At 70.0% G+C, this 19,002-nt stretch carries 14 protein-coding genes; 5 read left to right on the top strand and 9 right to left on the bottom strand.

From position 1 onward, the window contains the following. Positions 1-88: 88 nt before the first annotated feature. The 7 genes from ccsB to hemL form a co-directional block, all read right to left on the bottom strand. Positions 89-1,180 (bottom strand): c-type cytochrome biogenesis protein CcsB, encoded by a 1,092-nt coding sequence (gene ccsB, locus ACFWHU_RS32835; protein ID WP_385801228.1) that lies wholly within the window; start codon positions 1,178-1,180, stop codon positions 89-91. After that, entirely contained in the window at positions 1,177-3,030 is a 1,854-nt protein-coding gene (locus tag ACFWHU_RS32830) for a cytochrome c biogenesis protein ResB (RefSeq protein ID WP_387229428.1), read from the bottom strand. The genes ccsB and ACFWHU_RS32830 overlap by 4 nt, the downstream gene beginning before the upstream one ends. 4 nt (positions 3,031-3,034) lie before the next feature. Further along, positions 3,035-3,772: a cytochrome c biogenesis CcdA family protein gene (locus ACFWHU_RS32825; RefSeq protein ID WP_385801234.1), complete on the bottom strand. Its 738-nt coding sequence runs from the start codon at positions 3,770-3,772 to the stop codon at positions 3,035-3,037. A 31-nt stretch (positions 3,773-3,803) separates the two neighbouring features. Next, positions 3,804-4,442 (bottom strand): TlpA family protein disulfide reductase, encoded by a 639-nt coding sequence (locus ACFWHU_RS32820; protein ID WP_385801237.1) that lies wholly within the window; start codon positions 4,440-4,442, stop codon positions 3,804-3,806. 108 nt (positions 4,443-4,550) lie between these two features. Next, entirely contained in the window at positions 4,551-5,795 is a 1,245-nt protein-coding gene (locus tag ACFWHU_RS32815; protein WP_387229424.1) for a hypothetical protein, read from the bottom strand. Between the two features lie 159 nt (positions 5,796-5,954). Beyond that, complete coding sequence (locus ACFWHU_RS32810; RefSeq protein ID WP_387229421.1) at positions 5,955-6,632, bottom strand: histidine phosphatase family protein; 678 nt, start codon at positions 6,630-6,632, stop codon at positions 5,955-5,957. Further along, positions 6,629-7,951, bottom strand: coding sequence for a glutamate-1-semialdehyde 2,1-aminomutase (gene hemL / locus ACFWHU_RS32805; protein WP_385801245.1), 1,323 nt, complete (start codon positions 7,949-7,951; stop codon positions 6,629-6,631). Before hemL ends, ACFWHU_RS32810 begins: the two co-directional genes overlap by 4 nt. Before the next feature lie 271 nt (positions 7,952-8,222). On the opposite strand from hemL, the gene ACFWHU_RS32800 reads away from it, so the two are divergent. Beyond that, positions 8,223-8,813: a hypothetical protein gene (locus ACFWHU_RS32800; protein ID WP_387229417.1), complete on the top strand. Its 591-nt coding sequence runs from the start codon at positions 8,223-8,225 to the stop codon at positions 8,811-8,813. A 60-nt stretch (positions 8,814-8,873) separates the two neighbouring features. Here ACFWHU_RS32800 and ACFWHU_RS32795 read toward each other — a convergent pair whose 3' ends face one another. Continuing rightward, entirely contained in the window at positions 8,874-10,787 is a 1,914-nt protein-coding gene (locus ACFWHU_RS32795; protein ID WP_387229415.1) for a CocE/NonD family hydrolase, read from the bottom strand. Positions 10,788-11,023: 236 nt separating this feature from the next. Between ACFWHU_RS32795 and ACFWHU_RS32790 the strand changes: the two genes are divergently transcribed. The 4 genes from ACFWHU_RS32790 to ACFWHU_RS32775 all read left to right on the top strand — a co-directional run bounded on the left by ACFWHU_RS32790 (position 11,024) and on the right by ACFWHU_RS32775 (position 16,181). Further along, a complete protein-coding gene (locus ACFWHU_RS32790; protein ID WP_387229412.1) occupies positions 11,024-12,598 on the top strand; it encodes an AbgT family transporter in 1,575 nt (524 codons plus the stop codon). A gap of 21 nt (positions 12,599-12,619) precedes the next feature. Further along, positions 12,620-13,711: a DUF5937 family protein gene (locus tag ACFWHU_RS32785; RefSeq protein ID WP_387229409.1), complete on the top strand. Its 1,092-nt coding sequence runs from the start codon at positions 12,620-12,622 to the stop codon at positions 13,709-13,711. Between the two features lie 422 nt (positions 13,712-14,133). Next, positions 14,134-14,934: a GNAT family N-acetyltransferase gene (locus ACFWHU_RS32780; protein WP_387229408.1), complete on the top strand. Its 801-nt coding sequence runs from the start codon at positions 14,134-14,136 to the stop codon at positions 14,932-14,934. A 137-nt stretch (positions 14,935-15,071) separates the two neighbouring features. Continuing rightward, positions 15,072-16,181 carry an NADH:flavin oxidoreductase gene (locus ACFWHU_RS32775; protein WP_387229405.1) on the top strand — a complete coding sequence of 370 codons (1,110 nt, stop codon included), beginning with the start codon at positions 15,072-15,074 and terminating at the stop codon, positions 16,179-16,181. 30 nt (positions 16,182-16,211) lie between these two features. Here ACFWHU_RS32775 and ACFWHU_RS32770 read toward each other — a convergent pair whose 3' ends face one another. Further along, positions 16,212-18,836, bottom strand: coding sequence for a DUF6185 family protein (locus ACFWHU_RS32770; RefSeq protein WP_385801258.1), 2,625 nt, complete (start codon positions 18,834-18,836; stop codon positions 16,212-16,214). Positions 18,837-19,002 lie beyond the last annotated feature (166 nt).

Raw genomic sequence — 19,002 nt, 5'->3', positions numbered from 1 at the left:
CCGCGGGCCGGGCCACGTCGGGCCTCGTCACCTGCGACAGCGGCGCGCCCCCGGACCACCGGGGGCGCGCCGCTGTTGTCGTTCGCCGTCACACGCCCGCGTAGGAGTGCTTTCCGGTGACGAAGATGTTCACGCCGTAGTAGTTGAACAGCCAGCAGCCGAAGGCGACCAGGGCCAGCGTCGCGGCCTTGCGTCCCTTCCAGCCCGCCGTGGCGCGCGCGTGCAGATAAGCGGCGTAGGCGACCCACGTGATGAAGGACCAGACCTCCTTGGGGTCCCAGCCCCAGTAGCGGCCCCAGGCGTCGCCGGCCCAGATCGCGCCCGCGATGATCGTGAAGGTCCAGAGCGGGAAGACGGCGGCGTTGACGCGGTAGGAGAACTTGTCGAGCGTGGCGGCGGCCGGCAGCCGCTCCATGACGGAGGACCACGCACGGCCGACGGTGACGCCACGGGCGACCTTGGACTCGTATGCGTCACGCAGCAGGTAGAAGACCGTGCCCACGGCGCCGAGATAGAAGACCGCGCCGCAGAAGATCGCGGTGGAGACGTGGATCCAGAGCCAGTACGAGTGCAGGGCCGGGACGAGTTGGTCGCTGTCGGTGTAGAGCACGGTCGTCGCGACGCCCAGGTTGAGCAGCACCGTGGTGACCAGCGGCAGTCCGATCCAGCGGATGTTCTTCTTCGCCAGGAGGAAGGCGAGGTAGGAGCCGACCGCCACCGTGGAGAAGGTGGTGGAGAACTCGTACATGTTGCCCCACGGGGCGCGCTGGACGGCCATCGCGCGGCTGACGACACCCGCCGCCTCGATCAGGAAGCCGAGCGCGGTCAGCGCGACGGCGATACGCCCGTACAGATCGCCCTTCTCGGTGCCGCCCGCGGCGCCGGGGCCGTCGGGCACGTCACGCCGCCCGGCCGCCGAGCGCGTGATGACCTTCGGGCGGTCCAGGACGGCGGTGCCGCCGCCCTTCTCCTGCTCCGCCGTGCGCACCTCGACCGTGGCGGAGGCCGCCCGGCCGGCGCCGGTCAGGGCGGCGGCGGTACGGCCCACCTTGCTGCGGCTGCCCGCGACCCACTCGACGATATGGGCGAAGAAGGCCAGGGTGTAGACGGCCATGGACGAATAGACCAGCACGTTGGCGGTGTTCGCCAGGCTCTCGTTGGTGGTGGCGGCGAGGATCACTTCTCAGCCCCTTCGACAGGCTCTCCGGTAGTGGTGGCGGTGGCGGCGACGGACGTGTCTTCCGCGGCTTCTCTCGCTTCTTCTTCGGACTCGGGCTCTCGTTCAGGCTCGGGCGCCGTCGGCGCCTCGGCGTTGAGCGTCAGAGCCAGATCACCCAGCTCCTCGGGGAGCTTCGCCGACTCGCTGCGCCCGAGGCCGGCCATCTCCACGACGGTGACCCCGTCGGCGCCACGCACCGCGCGGACCCAGATCCGCCGGCGCTGGATGAAGAGCGAGCCGATGAGTCCGAGGACGGCCCCGATCGCGCCGGTGAGGGCGAGCCCGTTGCCGGGCTGCTGCGAGACCTGGAAGGTCGCCCACTCCTTGATGTCCTTCTCGAAGGTCACCGATCCGGCGCCGTCCGGCAGCTTCATCGTCTCGCCGGGCAGCAGCCGCGCCGCGAGCTTGTTGCCGTCGGCGTCCTTGAACTGCTTCATCTTGCTGGTGTCGAGCTGGTACACGTTCTGCGGCAGACCGGAGTCGACGCCGAGGCTGCCCTTGTAGCCGGTGAGCGCCAGCACGGGAAAGTCCAGTTCGGGGAACTGGGAGAACATGTTGCCGTTGCCCTTGCCCGCGAACGTCGGCACGAAGAAGGCGTTGAAGCCGAGTTGCTGCTTCTTGCCGTCCTTGTCCCGATAGCCGTCCATCACCTTGATCGCACCGGTCGACGTGATGTTGTTGTCGATCGGCAGGAGCGGCGTCGCGCCCTTGAAGACCACCTTGCCGGCGCCGTCCCGGACGGTGATGACGGGGGCGTAACCGTGGCCGATCAGATAGACCTTCGAACCGTTGACCTCCAGCGGTTCGTTGACCTCGATGACCGCCTTGCGCTCGCTGCCGCCAGCGTCCGTCGAGTAGCTGACGTGGGCCTCGAACTCACGGGCCGTGCCGACCTGTGGTCCGTTGCGCTCGAAGGTCCCGACGAACTTGTCGAGGTTGAAGCTGAACGGCTCCAGGTCGTCCGTGTCGTACATCGAGCCGGACTTGAAGTCGTCGTACTGCGTGAGGGTGTTGGAGAACCCGTCGCCCTCCATGATCAGCTTGCCGCCCTCGGACTTGAAGAGCTGTCCGGTGGCGAAGGCGACCAGCATCACGATCAGCGCGATGTGGAAGAGCAGATTGCCGGTCTCGCGGAGGTAGCCCTTCTCGGCGGCGACCGCGTCCCCGACGGTGTGCGCGCGGAAGCGCCGCCGCTTGAGCATCGTGAGCGCGGCCTCGCGGGCCTCCGCCGGCTCGGCGGTCGTACGCCATGTCGTGTACGCGGGGAGCCTGTTGAGCCGCTTGGGGGCGCCCGGCGGACGGCCGCGCAGCTGACCGACGAACTGCCAGGTGCGCGGGACGATGCAGCCGATGAGGGAGATGAAGAGCAGGAGGTAGATCGCCGAGAACCACACCGAGCTGTAGACGTCGAAAAGTTGGAGCTTGTCGTAGATCGGCGTGACCGTCTCGTGCTTCTCCTGGAACGTCTGGACCTTGAGCTCGTCGACGCTGTTCTGCGGGATGAGCGAGCCGGGGATGGCGGCGAGCGACAGCATGAAGAGCAGGATCAGCGCGACGCGCATCGAGGTGAGCTGACGCCAGAACCAGCGGATCCAGCCGATCGGGCCGAGGCTGGGGCCGCCGACGGCGGACTCCTCGCGGGGGGCCGTGGAGAGCTGCGATCCGGCGGCGCCGAGTTCGCGGGCTTCGCGCGCCTCGGGTGTGAGGGATGCCTCGGAGGTCTCGGGCGCCTCGGTGGCCTCAGTGGCCCGGGCGTTCTCCGCGGTCTCGGTCGCGCCGCCGTCGGAGGCTGTCGTCTCTGTCTTGCTCATGGAACTAGATCCCCACCGTGAAGCCGTTGGTCCACGTCTGCATGTCCTGCATGATGCTGTCCCACACGCCGGTCACCAGCAGCAGCCCGGTCGCGATCATCATCACGCCGCCGATGCGCATCACCCAGACGTAGTGGCGCTTGACCCAGCCGAACAGCCCCAGCGCCTTGCGGAACGCCACCGCAGCGAGGACGAACGGGACTCCGAGCCCGACGCAGTACGCGACGGTCAGTATGGCGCCTCGCCCCGCGCTCGCCTGGTCGAGCGCCAGCAGGTTCACGGACGTGAGCGTCGGTCCGATGCACGGCGTCCAGCCGACCCCGAACAGCGCGCCCAGCAGCGGAGCGCCGGCCAGACCCGACACCGGCCGCTTGTGGATGCGGAATTCGCGCTGCGTGAGCCAGGGCAGCAGCCCCATGAAGAACACGCCCATCGCGATCATCAGCACACCGAGTACCCGGGAGATGATCGCCCGGTGGTCCTGGAGGGTGTTGCCGAAGTAGCCGAAGAGCGCACCGCCGGACACGAAGACCGCGGTGAAACCGATGATGAACAGCACCGCGCCGGCGACCATCCGCCCGCGCCGCGCCTCGCCCAGATCGGTGCCGCTGATGCCGGTGACGTAACTGAGATAGCCCGGTACGAGCGGCAGCACGCACGGCGAGAAGAACGAGACCAGACCGCCCAGCAGCGCGAGCGGCAGCGCGAGCAGCAGCGCCCCGCTGTAGACCGTCTCATTCATGCCGGGAACCGCGGCGAGAACCTCCACGGGATCACTTCTCCGCGATCAGCGGGTCGATCATCTCGCGCAGCTTCTTGTCGTCGAGCGCGGTCAGGGCGCGGGCCGCGATCTTCCCGTCCCGGTCCAGCACGATCGTGGAGGGGATGGCCTGCGGGTTGAGGCTGCCCTTGGGGAAGCCGTTGACGAGCAGCTTGCCGGCCGGGTCGTAGAGACTCGGGTACGTGACCTCGTAGTTCTCCTCGAAGGCGATGGCCGGGCCCTTGTTGGTGTCGCGGGTGTTTATCCCGACGAAGGCGACGCCCTGCGCCTCGGTGTCGTTGGCGACCTTCACGAGGTGCGACGCCTCGGCGCGGCACGGCGCGCACCACGAGCCCCAGACGTTCAGCACGACGATCTTGCCCTTGAGATCGGCGACGTCGAGCCGCTCGCCTTCGAGCGTCTCGCCGGCGATCTTGTTGACCGCCTTGCGCTCGCCCTTGGCGACGGTCTGCACCCCGCCGGTGTTCGTGACGAAGTTGGTGTCACCGCCGCCGCCGGAGGTGGCACCCCCGGAGCACGCCGCGAGCGTGAGCATGGCCACCGACGCGGCCACGGCGGCCGTGACGGCAGCGCGTGGGCGTCGGTTCGAGCGGCTTGGGAGGGCCAAATCCTGTCCGAGGCCAAAGTTCATGTGAAAAGTTTCGCATGGGCCATTCGGGGATCTTCTTCGCCCCCCTCGCTCCTGGGGAACGCCCTGTCAGCGGCCCGGTCGGGGCCGCCGCCACGGACGTTACGAGGCCTACGCGGCCTTGAAGAAGGTGTTCCATCCGCCGGCCGGAGCCTGACCGACCTCCAGCGTACGGAGTTTGTCGAGCACCGCCGGGTCCTGGACATCGAGCCAGTCCGTGAACTGCCGGAAGGAGACGAGCCGTACGTCCTTCTTGTCCGCCATCCCCTTGATCGCTTCTTCGACCGCATCCATATATATGCCGCCGTTCCACTCCTCGAAGTGATTCCCTATGAAGAAGGGGGCGCGATTCGACTCGTACGCGCGCCGGAATCCGGAGAGATACGCCTCGGTGGCCTGCTTGCGCCAGCCCGGATAATTCGCGGGCACACCCTGCGTCGAATTCTTCGACTGATTGGCGAGCATGTTGTAGTCCATCGACAGCACCTCGAAGGAATGCCCGGGGAACGGGACGGCCTGCAACGGCAGATCCCATATGTCCTGCCGCTTGCCCGGCCACATCTGCCGGCCGCCGGGCGAGCTGGCGTCGTAGCGCCAGCCCATCTTGCTCGCGACGGGCAGGAGGTTGTCCTGGCCGAGCAGGCACGGCGTACGGCCGCCGACCAGCTCCTTGCGGTAGTCGAACGGCAGCGGGTCGAGGTCCTTCCAGCCGCTGTTCGTCTTCCACTCGGTGACGAATCCCACGGCCTGGTCGATCTCGTCGCGCCACTGCTTCGGTGACCAGTTGCCGACCGAGCCGGAGCCGGCGCAGAAGTGCCCGTTGAAGTGCGTGCCTATCTCGTGCCCTTCGAGCCACGCCCGGCGTATGTACTTCAGCGTGTCCTTGATGTGCGCGTCGGTGAGATAGCCGATGTCGGAGGCGCCGACGGCGTTGCCCGGCGGGCGGTAGAGCGTCTTCTTCGACTCCGGCAGCACGTAGATGCCGGAGAGGAAGAACGTCATCGCCGCGCCGTGGTCCTTGGCGAGGTCGAGGAAGCGGGGGAAGAGCCCGTTGCCGACCTCGCCCGCGCCGTCCCAGGAGAAAATCACGAACTGCGGCGGAGTCTCACCGGGCTCCAGCGGTACGGGCCGGGGTGGCTGGTGCGGCTGCTTCCCGGTGTCGGCGGTCGAACCGTCACCGATCGGCCGGACGTTCTTCTCGCTGGGCCCGGCGCTCGGTTTGCCCTCGCCCCCGACGCCGCTGTCCTTACCGGCATTGCCGGGTGTGCCCGAGTCGGTACCGCAGCCCGCGATTCCGATTGCGGCCGCCGCCCCAATTCCGGCTCCGAGCAGGCTCCTTCGGCTCATCTCGCGCATATCGTCCCCATCCGCGCTCGTATCTGTCACGTCCGCCGGTCATGCGAACGACAACACGTTAGATGGCACAGGGAACTCACAGGTTCCAGGAATTGACGAAGCGGCGCACTTGTAACGCCGGATGTGACATTTCCCGCCGAACCGTGGGCGATTGGCCGACTACGCTCCGAAGGCTTTTGACGCGCCCTTTACCGGTTTGGCTCCGGCGAGCAGATGCGCGGGTACGAGATCGCGCGCCGGCTCGGTATAGGCGACGGAGATCAGCTTCTCCCCCTCGTAGGTGAAGGTCGTCAGTGACGCGAGTGTGCACTGTCTGCGGCGCGGGTCGTGCCACAGCCTGCGGCGCTCGAAATGGCTGCGCACGATCCAGATCGGCAGCTGGTGGCTGACGCACACGGCCTCGTGCCCGCGGGCGGCGTCGCGCGCGTCGGCCAGGGCGGCCTTCATGCGGGCGACCTGGTCGACGTACGACTCGCCCCAGGAGGGCTTGAACGGGTTGGTGAGGTAGCGCCAGTTGGCGGGGCTGCGCAGGGCGCCGTCGCCGACCCCGAAGGTCTTGCCCTCGAAGACGTTAGCGGCCTCGATGAGGCGGTCGTCGGTGTGCAGGGTCAGCCCGTGGGACTTGGCCACGGGCGTCGCGGTCTCCTGCGCGCGCTCCAGCGGGGAGGCGACGACATAGGTGATGTCGCGGCTCGCGAGGTGCTCGGCGACGCGGTCGGCCATCCGCCGGCCCAGCTCGGAGAGGTGGTAGCCGTCGCGGCGCCCGTAGAGGACCCCGTCGGGGTTGTGCACCTCCCCGTGCCGTACGACGTGGACGGTGGTGGTCTCGGCGCTCATGCGTCCACTCCGGTCTCGGTCGCTTCCGCCGCCGCGCGGGCGGCGGCCGGCAGGGCGGCGGCGACGCGCTCGACCGCGCGGTCGTCGTGGGCGGTGGAGACGAACCAGGACTCGAAGGCGGACGGCGGCAGATACACACCGTCGGCGAGCATCGAGTGGAAGAAGCCGGTGAAGCGGAAGGCTTCCTGGCGCTTGGCGTCCTCGTAGTCCCGTACCTCGTCGGCGGTGAAGAAGACGGAGAACATGTTGCCCGCCGTCTGCACCCGGTGCGCGACGCCCTCCTTACCGAGGGCGTCGGTGACCAGCCCGCGGATCTCCGCCGACACGGCGTCGACCTTCGCGTACGCCGCGTCGTCGAGCAGCCGCAGCTGCGCGAGCCCGGCGGCGGTGGCGACGGGATTTCCGGAGAGGGTGCCCGCCTGGTAGACGGGGCCGGCGGGCGCGAGGTACGCCATGACGTCGGCGCGACCGCCGAAGGCCGCCGCGGGGAATCCGCCGCCCATGACCTTGCCGAAGGTCATCAGGTCGGGCGCGACGCCGTCGATGCCGTACCAGCCGGCCTTCGACGTACGGAAGCCGGTCATCACCTCGTCGGAGATGTACAGCGCGCCGTTGGCGGCGCACAGCTCCTTGAGCCCGGCGTTGAACCCCTCACGCGGCGGCACGACGCCCATGTTCCCGGGCGACGCCTCGGTGATCACGCACGCGATCTCACCGGGGTGCGCGGCGAAGGCCGCCCGTACGGCGTCCAGATCGTTGTACGGCAGTACGACGGTGTCCCCGGCCTGCGCGCCGGTCACCCCGGGCGTGTCGGGCAGCCCGAACGTCGCGACGCCGGAGCCGGCGGCGGCGAGCAGCGCGTCCACGTGTCCGTGGTAACAACCCGCGAACTTCACGATCTTCGCGCGTCCGGTGAACCCGCGGGCGAGCCGGATCGCGGACATGGTGGCCTCGGTGCCGGAGGACACGAGCCGGACCTGCTCGACGGGCGCGACCCGGGCGACGATCTCCTCGGCCAGCGCGACCTCGCCCTCACCGGGCGTACCGAAGGACGTGCCCCGGGCGACGGCGGCCTGTACGGCCTCGATGACCTCGGGCCGCGAGTGCCCGAGGATCATCGGCCCCCAGGAGCACACGAGGTCGACATAGTCGCGCCCGTCGGCGTCGGTGAGGTACGGACCGTCACCGGACACCATGAACCGGGGCGTACCGCCCACGGCGCGGAAGGCACGGACGGGAGAGTTCACTCCGCCGGGCGTCACGATCGACGCACGGTCGAAAAGCGCCTGCGAAACGGGGGCTTCGTATGAATACGACACTTTGGTCCTGATCTGCGATTCGGGGTCGGGTGGCCGGGACGGAGGATCTCGGCCACCGATGAGCGGGTCGCGCGATCTCCTCGTATTACACAAGAGCGTCAGGGCCCCCACGTCTGCGAAACTGGGGCGTCATAGGGGAAGCTCACGCAATCCATGGTGTCAGAGCCTTCGAAGTATCTGCGGACAGGTGTTTCACCGGGCGTCCGTGGGGGAGGTCACTGTCACGATGATCGGGTTGCGCGGCCGGGGCTGCGAGTGGTCGGGTGGAGATATGCATCGCGGTGGCGGACTGGGCGAGGGTACCGATGACCTCGGGCCCGACCCTGCCCGACGGGGAAAACACCGGCGCCGCGAGCGAGAGGCCCGCGCGCAGCCTCCTGTCGGCGGAAGCGGGAACCGGCCTCAGGGAGGCGGGAGCGGCCGGGTGGGGGTGACGTACAAATACTTCGGCGCCCCGGACGGCGCGACGGCGGCCCGCGTCCCCATTTCGATGCGCCCGGAGGAACTGGGCGGCGACGAACTCGGCATGGGCGGGATGTTCACCAAGATCAAGCCCGAGACGATAGCCGCGATGGTCCTCACGGGAATCCAGGGCATGCCCCTGAACAAGGTCCCGCCCCTCGAACTGGTCGTGCTGCACCCGGACTACGCGGTGGTCAAACTCCCGATGACGGTGGTGGACCCGCTGCGCGGCATCGGCGAGGAATCGGTGGGAGCGGCGGCCTTCATCTGGTCGACGGTCCCGGACCGCGGCGGCCCGCGGGACGCGTTCAACGTCTACCAACTCCTCCACGAATGGCAGGACTTCAGCCACCGCCTCCACGAGGCGGGACACCAGCCGTACTGCTTGGTGTGGCCGTGAGCACGGCTGGCGGCACCCGGCCCTCCTCGCCACCGCTCACGTCCACGGCCTGACCGGGCGTCACTCGACCGCGTCCGCTCCTCCCTCCAGCCATACGCGCAGGTGGGACGGGTGCTCGGTATCCATGTGCACGGTGTTCGCCGATATGGCGGTGCGGCGGGCGGATGCCTCCGGGGCGGCGGTGTTGGTGTTGACGTCGAAGCGGGGGAAGTTGCTGGAGGAGATGTCGAGGCGGATGCGGTGGCCGGCGGCGAAGCGGTTGGCCGTGTCGGGGGCCGTGACCTCGATCTCGTACACCTCGCCCGGCGTGAGCGACTCCGGCTTCTCGTAGGAGCGGTGGAAGCGGCAGCGGAAGATGCCGTCGGTGAGGTTCATCGCGAAGCCGTGCGGATAGTCGGCGTTGGGCGGATGGACGTCGATCAGCTTGATGGTGAAGTCGGTGTCCGGGGCCGTGGTGGAGATGTGGAGCAGTGCCGACACCGGGCCGGCCAGGACCACGTCCCGCCGAAGTGGCGGTGTGGTCAGACTGATCACGTCCGGGCGTGAGTCCAGCGGCAGGTACGGCTCAGGTGCCCCGTACACCCGGGCATCGGGGGCGTTCTGGTCGTAGGCCCCGCCCGTCATCACCGGCTCGCCCGAGGTGACCTGGCCTCCCATCGTGGGGACCGGGCGGCGTGGGTCGAAGTCGTAGGTCACCGACGCGGCGGCCGCGGTCGGCGGGGCGAGGGTGAGAGTGCCGTCGGTCGTGAGGTACAGGGCGACGGGGGCCGTCGACGCCGGCGGCCACCGGGTGTCGGTGCGCCATGCGCCACCGTGCCGCATCCGCCGGGCGGCGTCGCGTCGGCCGTCGCCGCCGCCCATCAGGAAGTACTGGACGGCCGGGAGGTCTCCGCCGTCCGGATCATCCTCGCCTTCCCGGCCGAGCGCCCGGTCGAACCAGCGGCGGCGGAATTCCAGGTACGACGGGGCGAGGTTGCCGTCCAGGGTGGCCCGCGGACCGAAGTCCACGTCTCCGGCGTACGTCTCGCAGCGGTGGCCGTGCGTCCACGGGCCCATCACCAGGTAGGAGGGTGCCGACTTCAGCTCCCGCAGGGCGGTGAAGTTCTCGATGGTGGAGCGGACGTAGGGGTCGTACCAACTGCCCATGTGCAGACTCGGCGCGTCCGGGAAACGCTCGTAGAAGCCTCGCCCGTAGATCGCCGGGTTGCGGTAGTACTCCCCGAAGGTGTCCTGCCGCCACTGCTCCAGCAGGAAGTCCTCGTACGCCGAGAGGTGCCGAAGCGGTGTGCGGCCCGGTCGCCACGGCATCGCGCCGAACCAGCCCGGCACGTCCACCCGCCGCAGTTCCTCGGCCAGCACCGGATCCGCCGCCGCCTCCGGGCTCATCGCCGCCTGCCGCAGTGCCCAGGTCACCTGCTTCAGCTCGAAGGCGCCGCCCATCCGCATCCCCGCGTCGTACGCGCAGGAGAAACCGCCCGAGTCCTGGAACATGGCGGCGAGCCCGGTCGCCCCCTCGGCGGCCGCGGCCGCCTGGACGTGGGCGGAGTAGGACACTCCGGTCATCACGACCCTGCCGTCGCACCACGGCTGGTTCCTGAGCCAGGCGATCGTGTCCGCCCCGTCCGGGCCCTCGCCGAGGTACTTGACGAACGTTCCCTCGGAGTCGCCGCGCCCCCGGCAGTCCTGCCGTACGACGTGGTACCGGGCCTCGGTGAAGTACCGCGCGATGTCCTCCGGCTGCGGGACGGGCTCGTCGCTGCGGTCCTGGTCCGAACCCCGCTGCGCACGGCGGCCGTACGGGGTGCGCTCGATCAGCACCGGGAGCGCGGTTGCCTCCGGATCGGGTGAGGCGGAGTACAGGTCGGCGGCGAGACGGATGCCGTCGCGCATGGGGACGCGCAGGGTACGGCGCCACAGGGCGCCGCCCTGGAGCGGTTCGGGTCGGCCGGTGTGGGCGGTGTCGTTGCAGGTCACGCCTGTGACGCTAGGCAGTGGCCCAGATCATGGCGATCACTTGACGTCATCAGGTCAACTGTTCCGCCGGACGGTGACGGGACCGGACACGGGACCTACTGTGCAGCGCAACCCGGGAACGCCCCACGAACCCTCGCGACGCTGCGACGGACCGTGCCTGGCTCCGGGTCTCGTTTCACCCTGCTCGCGGCGCGGCCGCGCCATGCCCTCGTTCACCGTTCCCTCAGGAGGCCGCCATGAGCACACCTGACAGCCGCACCCAGGAGGTGCGTGCCACCGAGCCCGGCGACGGGGGCCGTGGCTCCCGGCTCCTCGACCTGGTCGAGCGCGCCGGCAACGCGCTGCCGCATCCGTTCTGGCTTTTCTGGATCCTGTGCGGGGTGGTCGCCTGCGTCAGCTGGGCACTGAACGCTTCCGGCGTGCGGGTGGAGGAGCCGTCCTCGGGTGATCTGGTCGGCGTCCGCAGCGCCCTGTCGGCGGACGCGGTACGGGACCTGATCAACGGCGCCGAGGAGTCCTTCGTCACCTTCGGCCCGCTCGGAGTCGTGCTGATGGTGATGCTCGGCGTCGCGGTCGCCGAGCGGTCGGGCCTCTTCGAAGCACTCGCGCGCCGCATGCTGTCGGGCATGTCCCCGCGCACGGTCGTCCTGGGCGTGGCCCTGGGCGGTGTGCTGGGCAAGTTCCTGTCCGACTCAGCGTACGTGGTCCTCATCCCACTCGGGGCGGTGGCCTTCCGCGCCGTGGGCCGCTCGCCCATGCTCGGCATGATCGTCGCGTTCGTCTCCATCAACGCGGCGGGCGACGCCAACCCGCTGATCGCCCCCGGTGACGCGCTGTTCGCCTCCGTGGCCACCGAGGCCGCGCAGCTCGTCGACAAGGACGTGGTGGTCCGCGCGACGGACAACATGTACTTCACCACCGTCTCGGCGTTCGTGCTGGCCGGCACCATCGCCCTGGTCGTGGACAAGATCCTCGCCAAGCGCGAACACCACCTGACCCCCGACGCGGACCTGGAGGCAGCCGCGGCACAGCGCGTCGTCTCCGCGGAGGTCGACGACGCCACCGAGCGGCGTGCCCTGAAGCTGACCGGTCTGGCCGTGCTCGGCTACGCCGCGCTGATCGTGCTCGCGATGGTGCCCGCCTCGTCACCGCTGCGCGGCGAGGGGGGCGCGATCGTGGAGTCCACCTTCATGGACTCCATCGCCGTCTTCCTCACCGTCTTCTTCCTGCTCATCGGCGCCGTGTACGGGCGGCTCACCGGGCGGATCAGCGGGAGCCACGCGATACCGGAATTCATGGCGGAGGGAGTGCGCTCCATCGCGCCACTGCTGGTGCTCTTCTTCGCCGTGTCCCAGTTCCTCGCCCTGTTCAAGTGGACCAACATAGCCACGGTCGTGGCGGTCGAAGGCGCCGACTTCCTCAAGCAGTTGGGCGCGCCCACTCTGGTGCTGTTCTCCCTGCTGATCGTCGCGGTCGCGCTGATGAACCTCCTCATCACCTCCGGCTCCGCCCTGTGGGCCCTGGTCGCCCCGGCCCTGGTGCCGATGCTGATGCTGCTCGGCACGAACCCGGCCACCACCATGGCCCTCTACCGCATCGCCGACTCCTGTACGAACTCCATCACCCCGATGAGCACCTCGTTCATGCTCTGTGTCGGATATCTGCAGACCCTCCGCCGCAAGGCCGGCATCGGCACGCTGGTCTCCTTCACCCTCCCCCTCGCCATGATCATGCTGGCGGTCTGGGTGCTGCTGTTCTTCGCCTGGTACCTGCTGGGTATTCCGCTCGGTCCGGGCGCGCCCGTCCGGTGACCTGCGCCGTACGCTGACAGCGTGAGCATCGTCCTCGACCTCGGAGGGCTCGGCCCCGCGGACCTCGCGGCCGGGCCCTCCGCGCTGTCGGAACTCATGGCGAGCCTGCATGTGCTCGCCGAACCCGAGCACCATCCGGAGGCGGCCGAGTGGGCCGCACGCGCCGCCGCGGCGGGGCCCGAGCTGCGCGACGAGTTGTCCGTGTTCGCTCCGCTGTGGGCCCGCTTCCGCTGCCGCCTGTTCTTTCCCCGTACGGTGGCGTTCGCGCCGAGCCTGGACGAGGAGCTGGCGGCGATCGCGGCGCTGTCGGCCGAGGACTTCCTGGAGTTGGTGGCGCCCGGAGTCCTCGGCACCAGCGGGCAGCCCGTGCCGTCGGCCCGCGATCTGCGCGCCGGCACCGGCGCCGCGGAGGACTACGCCCGCCGCTGCCTGCGCCGCTCCTACGCCCGCGGTGAGCTGGCGCGGCAGCTGGTGGCGGCGCCGCTGGAGCTGCGGGACCGGCTGCTGGCGGTGTTGCGGGCCGCCGACACCGCGTTCTTCGCCGAGGACTGGCGCACCCTGCGGCCGGCCCTGGAGGAGCACGCGCGGGAGGTACGTCGCCGGCTGGCGGTCCGGTCGCCGGCGGAGGTTCTCACCGAGTTGCTGCCGACGGCGGCCCGGGTCGGGCCGGGGGAACGGGTACGGCTGGACAAGCTTCAGATCGACGAGGTCAAGGTGGCCCCGCGCCCCCTCGTCCTCGTCCCGTCCGCCCGGGTGTGGCCGCATCTGACGGTCAAGAACGAGCACCCTTCGTGCGTCGTGGTGCAGTACGCGGCGCACGGCACCGCCCCTGCCGGACAGCTGACCCTGCGGGATCTGCAGCACCGGCTGATGGCGCTGAACTCCCCCGCCCGGATGGAGCTGTGCCGCCATCTGCTGGGCGAGCCCATCACCACCTCGGAGCTCGCCGCCCGGCTCGGCTCCAGCGAACCACAGGTCTCCCGCGCCCTGCGGACCCTGCGCGACGCGGGCCTGGTGCGCTCCACCCGGGACGGCAAGCTGGTGCGGCACCGGCTCGCCACGGATGTCATTCAGCGACTGGGTCACGATGTCCTCGCAACGGTGGCACGGTGAACACCCGGCGCACTTCGTAGGCGGCCACATCACCCGTACCGGCGACGGTTTCACGCTCGTCCGAGGGGAGCGCGCCGGCCGGCCGGCGCCGCCCCTGGCCGTGGCGGTCGAGTCGGTGAGCCGGGCGCGTACTCGGGCTCCGGGCCGGCCCGGACGTGAACTCCCCGTCACCGGGGATGTGATGGAGCCGGCCTGCGGCACCGGGCAGTGGACCCCGTCGCCGGCCGCGCGGACTCGGTGAACCGCCGGCGACGCGGCGGACGAGGTGCTGACCCGTGCCCGCCGCGCTGGGCCGGGCGCTTCGTCGGCGTCGCGGAACCTCCCCCGCCCGTGGTCCGGGACAGAGCGCACCACCGATCCCGGCGGGGCTCGTTGACCACCGCGACAGCTCTTTTGCGCACTCGCCCATGTGAGGGGTTTCGGTGGCGGATCTCGTGGACTCGATCGAATCGGTGGAGCAGCTCGCCGTCGTCTGGCGTGCCATGGCGCTCGACCGGGACCCCGACGCCGATGTGCGAGACCTTCCGGGGCTCGCCGTCCGCTGGGCCGACTGCCGGTTTCCGTTCTGGAACTGCGTCGCGCTGACCGATGTCGGGGCGGACGCCGAGGTGGTCGAGGAGCGGCTGGGGCAGGCGGCGGAGATCATGCGGGCCAAGGAGCGGCCCGGCTTTCTGTGGATCTTCGAGGACCTCCTCGGCGAGGAGGCACTCGCGGGGCTCGCCGCTGCGGCCGGGCGTGTGGGCCTCGCGTACGCGTTCCCCGGCGTCGGCATGGCCGGGAACCTGCTCCCCCTCCCCGAGCCGGCCCACCCCGACCTGACGTTCGTGCGCGTGCGTACCGACGAGCATCTGCGCGCCTACGCGGACCTCAACTCGCGCGCCTACGGGTTCCCCCTGGAAGACGGCCGCGACGGGCTGCTCGGCTCCGCGCTGTGGAAGGAGCGCGTGTACGCCTACCTCGGTATGCGGGACGGCGTTCCCGTGACATGCGCCGGGAGCGTGGAAGCGGAAGGCCGCCTCTTCGTCGTACTCGTCGCGACGGACCCTGCGTGGGAGCGCAGAGGCTACGGCGAGGCGGTCACGCGCAAGGCGCTGCACGAGGGCGGCCGGGCCACCGGACTGAGCCGCGCCACCCTGCACGCGACGGCCGCCGGGGCGCCGGTGTACCCGCGTATCGGCTTCAGGCCGAACTCACCGATGCGCTTCTACGGCCTGACGGGCTGAGCCGCTTCCGCCGGAGACCTTCACCACATCGGGCGGAACCGGAATGTCGAGGCAGCCTCCGCATGTTGGCGCCCCAGGGACACCCGACCGTACCGAAAGCACCTGAACGCCAATGAACAGGACCTGAAGTGACAGACGTGACCAATCCCCGTAACGCGGACACCCTCGCGCGCCCCTTCGCGGTCCGCGGACTCACCTCGCGCAACCGGATCGCCATGGCGCCCATGACCCGCAGCTTCTCCCCCGGCGGTGTCCCGGGCCGTGACGTCGCGGACTACTACACACGGCGCGCCGTCGGCGGCGTGGGGCTGATCATCACCGAGGGCACCTACATCGACCACGACTCGGCCGGCACCAGCGACCTGGTGCCGCGGTTCCACGGGGAGGACGCCCTCGCGGGGTGGGCGGATGTCGCGGACTCCGTGCACCGGGTCGGCGGCGCGATCATCCCGCAGCTGTGGCACGTGGGTGTCACCCGTACCGAGGGTGCCCCGCCGGTGACGGACGCGGAGCCGGTGGGGCCGTCGGGTGTGTCCCTGGCGGGTGAGCCCAAGGGGCGCGCCATGACGCGGAAGGACCTCGACGATGTCATCGGCGCGTTCGCCGACGCGGCGGCAGCCGCCGAACGGATCGGCTTCGACGGGGTCGAACTCCACGGTGCGCACGGTTACTTGATCGACCAGTTCCTGTGGGACGGCAGCAACCGCCGTACCGACGCCTACGGCGGCGACATCGTCTCGCGGACCCGTTTCGCGGCCGAGATCGTGGCGGCCTGCCGCGCCGCCGTCTCCGACGCCTTCCCCCTCTTCTTCCGTATGTCCCAGTGGAAGATGAACACCTACGACGCGAAGCTCGCGCGGACGCCCGGCGAACTGGACGCCCTGCTGACGCCGTTGACGGAGGCCGGTGTCGACGTCTTCCACGCCTCCACCCGCCGCTACTGGCTGCCGGAGTTCGACGACTCCGATCTGAACCTCGCCGGCTGGGTGAAGAAGATCAGTGGAAGGCCGGCGGTCACGGTCGGTTCGGTGGGCCTGGACGGCGAGTTCTCCGGCGCCTTCAGGGGGAACGACTCGGCGGTCACCGGCATCGATGAACTGCTGGACCGGATGGAGCGCGACGAGTTCGACATGGTCGCCGTCGGCCGCGCCCTGATCGCCGACCCCGAGTGGCCGAGGAAGACGCTGCGCGGGAGCACGCGGGAGATCACGCCGTTCGCCGCGGAGATGCTGAAGACGCTGCGCTGAGCACGTTCCCGATCCGGCCGTCCGGGGGTCCTACGGCGAGTCCCCGGTCGAGTCCCCCGTCGACGGGCCGCCCTGCGGGCCCGTCGGGCTCTGGGGTTCGATGAGGACCATCGGGTCGTTTCCCTTCAGCTGCTGCCAGACACCCACCAGGGCCACCATCTGGGCCACGAAGAACGCCAGTTGCACCGATGCCGTGCGCAGTTGGTAGATCGACAGCAGCAGGGCCGCCTTCGTCGGCCAGTAGTGGTCCTCCTGGCGGAAGGTGTCGATGTCCATGGCGACCCCGGTCGTCGTGAGGACGAGCAGGGTCAGCGCCACGTCGAGGGCCCAGGTGCCGAAGGGCTCCTCGACGGCGCGGCTGAGGATCCAGTACAGACCGACCGGAACGGCGTACACCACGGAGAGGCCCAGCGCCTTCGACGGGCCCCGGCGGCCGGGCAGTACGCGCCACAGCGCGCCCAGGACGAACCCGGCCGCCGCCCAGATCACTTCCGAGCCGAACACTGCCTGTAGAAGGTTGGCGACCCCGAACTGGTCCCTGGGAATGTCGCCCCACAGCGGCCCGCGCACGTGGTTCGCCCAGAAGGAGACGGCGGTGGCGGGCAGCGCGATGACCGCGGCGAAGAACGCGGCGCGGCAGGCGTTGCGCCACCAGGTGTCCCTCGGCCCCCAGGCCAGGACCAGTTCAATCGCGTCCACCGAGTCCGGCAGTTTCTCGCCTGCGTGCGCGGAGGCGGAGTCGGTGGGGTTCCAGCGGTGCAGGTCGTCCAGTTTGGCCTCCAGCTCGGTCCGTTCACCTTCCTGGTCGCCCTGTTCCCAGCGGCGCAGTTGCAGATGGAGGTCGCGGTATCTGCGCGCTGACGCGACCAGCCACTGGCGGTCGGGCTCCCGTATCGCCTCGCGCAGGGGCTCCCCCGCCGGCAGTTTCTGGGACAGCACCGAGCGGCGGCGCCCCAGGGAGAGGAGGAGCCATCCGGCGAACAGGATCAGTGGTACGTCCAGTACGTACGCCGCCAGGCCCACGTACCAGCCCGGGGTCGGCGCGACCGATGTCACGAACAGCACGGCGATGACGAGCAGTTCCGGGGCGCCCGGCGCGACCGGGTTGGCGCCGGGTGCCTTGGACCGGGCGGCGAGTACGGCGAGGAGCACCGCGATACGGATGAGCCACCCCGTCCAGACGGAGAACCAGTCCGGCCAGTCGGAGGGGAACCACGCGAGCGAGTTGTGGACGTTGGCGAGGTGCCAGCGGTCGTAGAACTCGTCGCCCCCGCCGATACCGAGCCAGGCCTCCTGCTCCCAGACGTTCTGCTTGGCCCATACGGCGAGCGCCACGATCGCGGCGGCCAGGAAGACGCAGAGAACCAGCACCCACCAGGGGAAATGGCCTCGTTGGGGCGCCCCCGGCACGGCGAGGCCGGGCGCGGCGCGCAGCCGCCGCGCCAACGACACGACGGCCACCAGCCAGACGAAGACCACGCAGGCACAGGCGAGCGCGAGCCAGAGGAACCCGCCCGTCCGCAGCAGTTCCTCGACCTCGCCCACGTTGTTCTCGTCGAGCCAGAAGCCGGTGGGCAGCCCGAACCAGTGGGGCGCGCCCGCCACGACCACCGGGAACGCCGTGGTGGTCAGGACGGCCACCGTCGCGGCGATCCGGGGCCTGCCGAACAGACAGAGCGCGGCGCCGCCGATCGCGGTGATCGCCAGGTGCACGGCGATCCGGTTCTCCGGCCACCACGGGAGGAGCTCGTAGTCGCCGGCGAGACTGGGGAGCAGGTCGTCCAGCTCGTAGATCAGCGCCATGGCGAACGACAGGTACATCCAGAGGCGGAGATTGCGCCAGGTCGCCTCCTCGGCGGGCGTCGTCGGGGACGAGGCGGGCGTACGGCGCAGCGTGCGCACCACGACAAGCAGCAGTAAGGGGACGAGTACGAGGTCCCAGAGCATCCAGGTCACGGACGGCAGTACGTACCAGGGCTTTCCGCTCCATCGCGTGATCAGCGCCTTGGTCGCCGGCGGCTGTACGACGATCCGCACCTCGGGCGGCTTGCCGCCGGCCTCGGCCCGCAGCCAGGTCAGCCGGGTGGCGGAGCCCTTGCTCGGAGTCGGGGAGATGGTGCGGGCCGCGCGCCCGCCGAGGTCGACCGAGATCCGCTGCCACCAGGCCGAGTCGAGGGCGGGCGGACGCATCAGGGCCAGCGTCCAGAACCGCTTGCCCGCGGTGATGCGCCAGGGTCCGAAGTGCCGCTCGCGCGTGTCGTCGACGTAGGTGACGGCGCGGTGCCGAACGGTGATCCACTTCTCCTGGACCGTCACTTCGGGCGGCGCGGGCCGCACCTCGGTGTTCCGGTACGGATAGGGGTCGTCCGGGTTGCGCAGCACGCACCGCATGGCCGACCGGTACCGCTCGGTGTCCCCGTTCAGCAGCAGATTCCCGGCGAGCTTCCAGGACTTCGGCACCTGTACGACGAGATCGGTCTGCGCCTTCGTGTACGTCTCGCCGTCGTGCTTGAGCCGCACGGAGGTGGCGACCCTGGCGGTCTTCAACTGCCCCGACAGACAACTGTCGTCGGCCGCCGAAGCCTCAGGGGCCGTACCGAGCCCCGACAGCAGGAGCAGTCCTGTGAAGACGAACAGCAACAGCCCACGCCGCATCGCCAGCCCCCCGGACGGCAGTTACCCGATCAACGGACATGCAGAGTAACCGCCCGGGGCGCGCTCGGCCATCGCCCACTGTGACGGAGCGACGCACCCTGCGTGGCGAGTGACGGCTGTGCCGGATGAGGCGCAAGAGACAGGCGTCGCCGGCCGTCGGGCCGTC

The sequence above is a fragment of the Streptomyces sp. NPDC060366 genome (assembly GCF_042725135.1).
In the GTDB taxonomy this organism is placed as follows: Bacteria; Actinomycetota; Actinomycetes; order Streptomycetales; family Streptomycetaceae; genus Streptomyces.
This window is presented reverse-complemented; position numbering and strand designations above follow the sequence as displayed.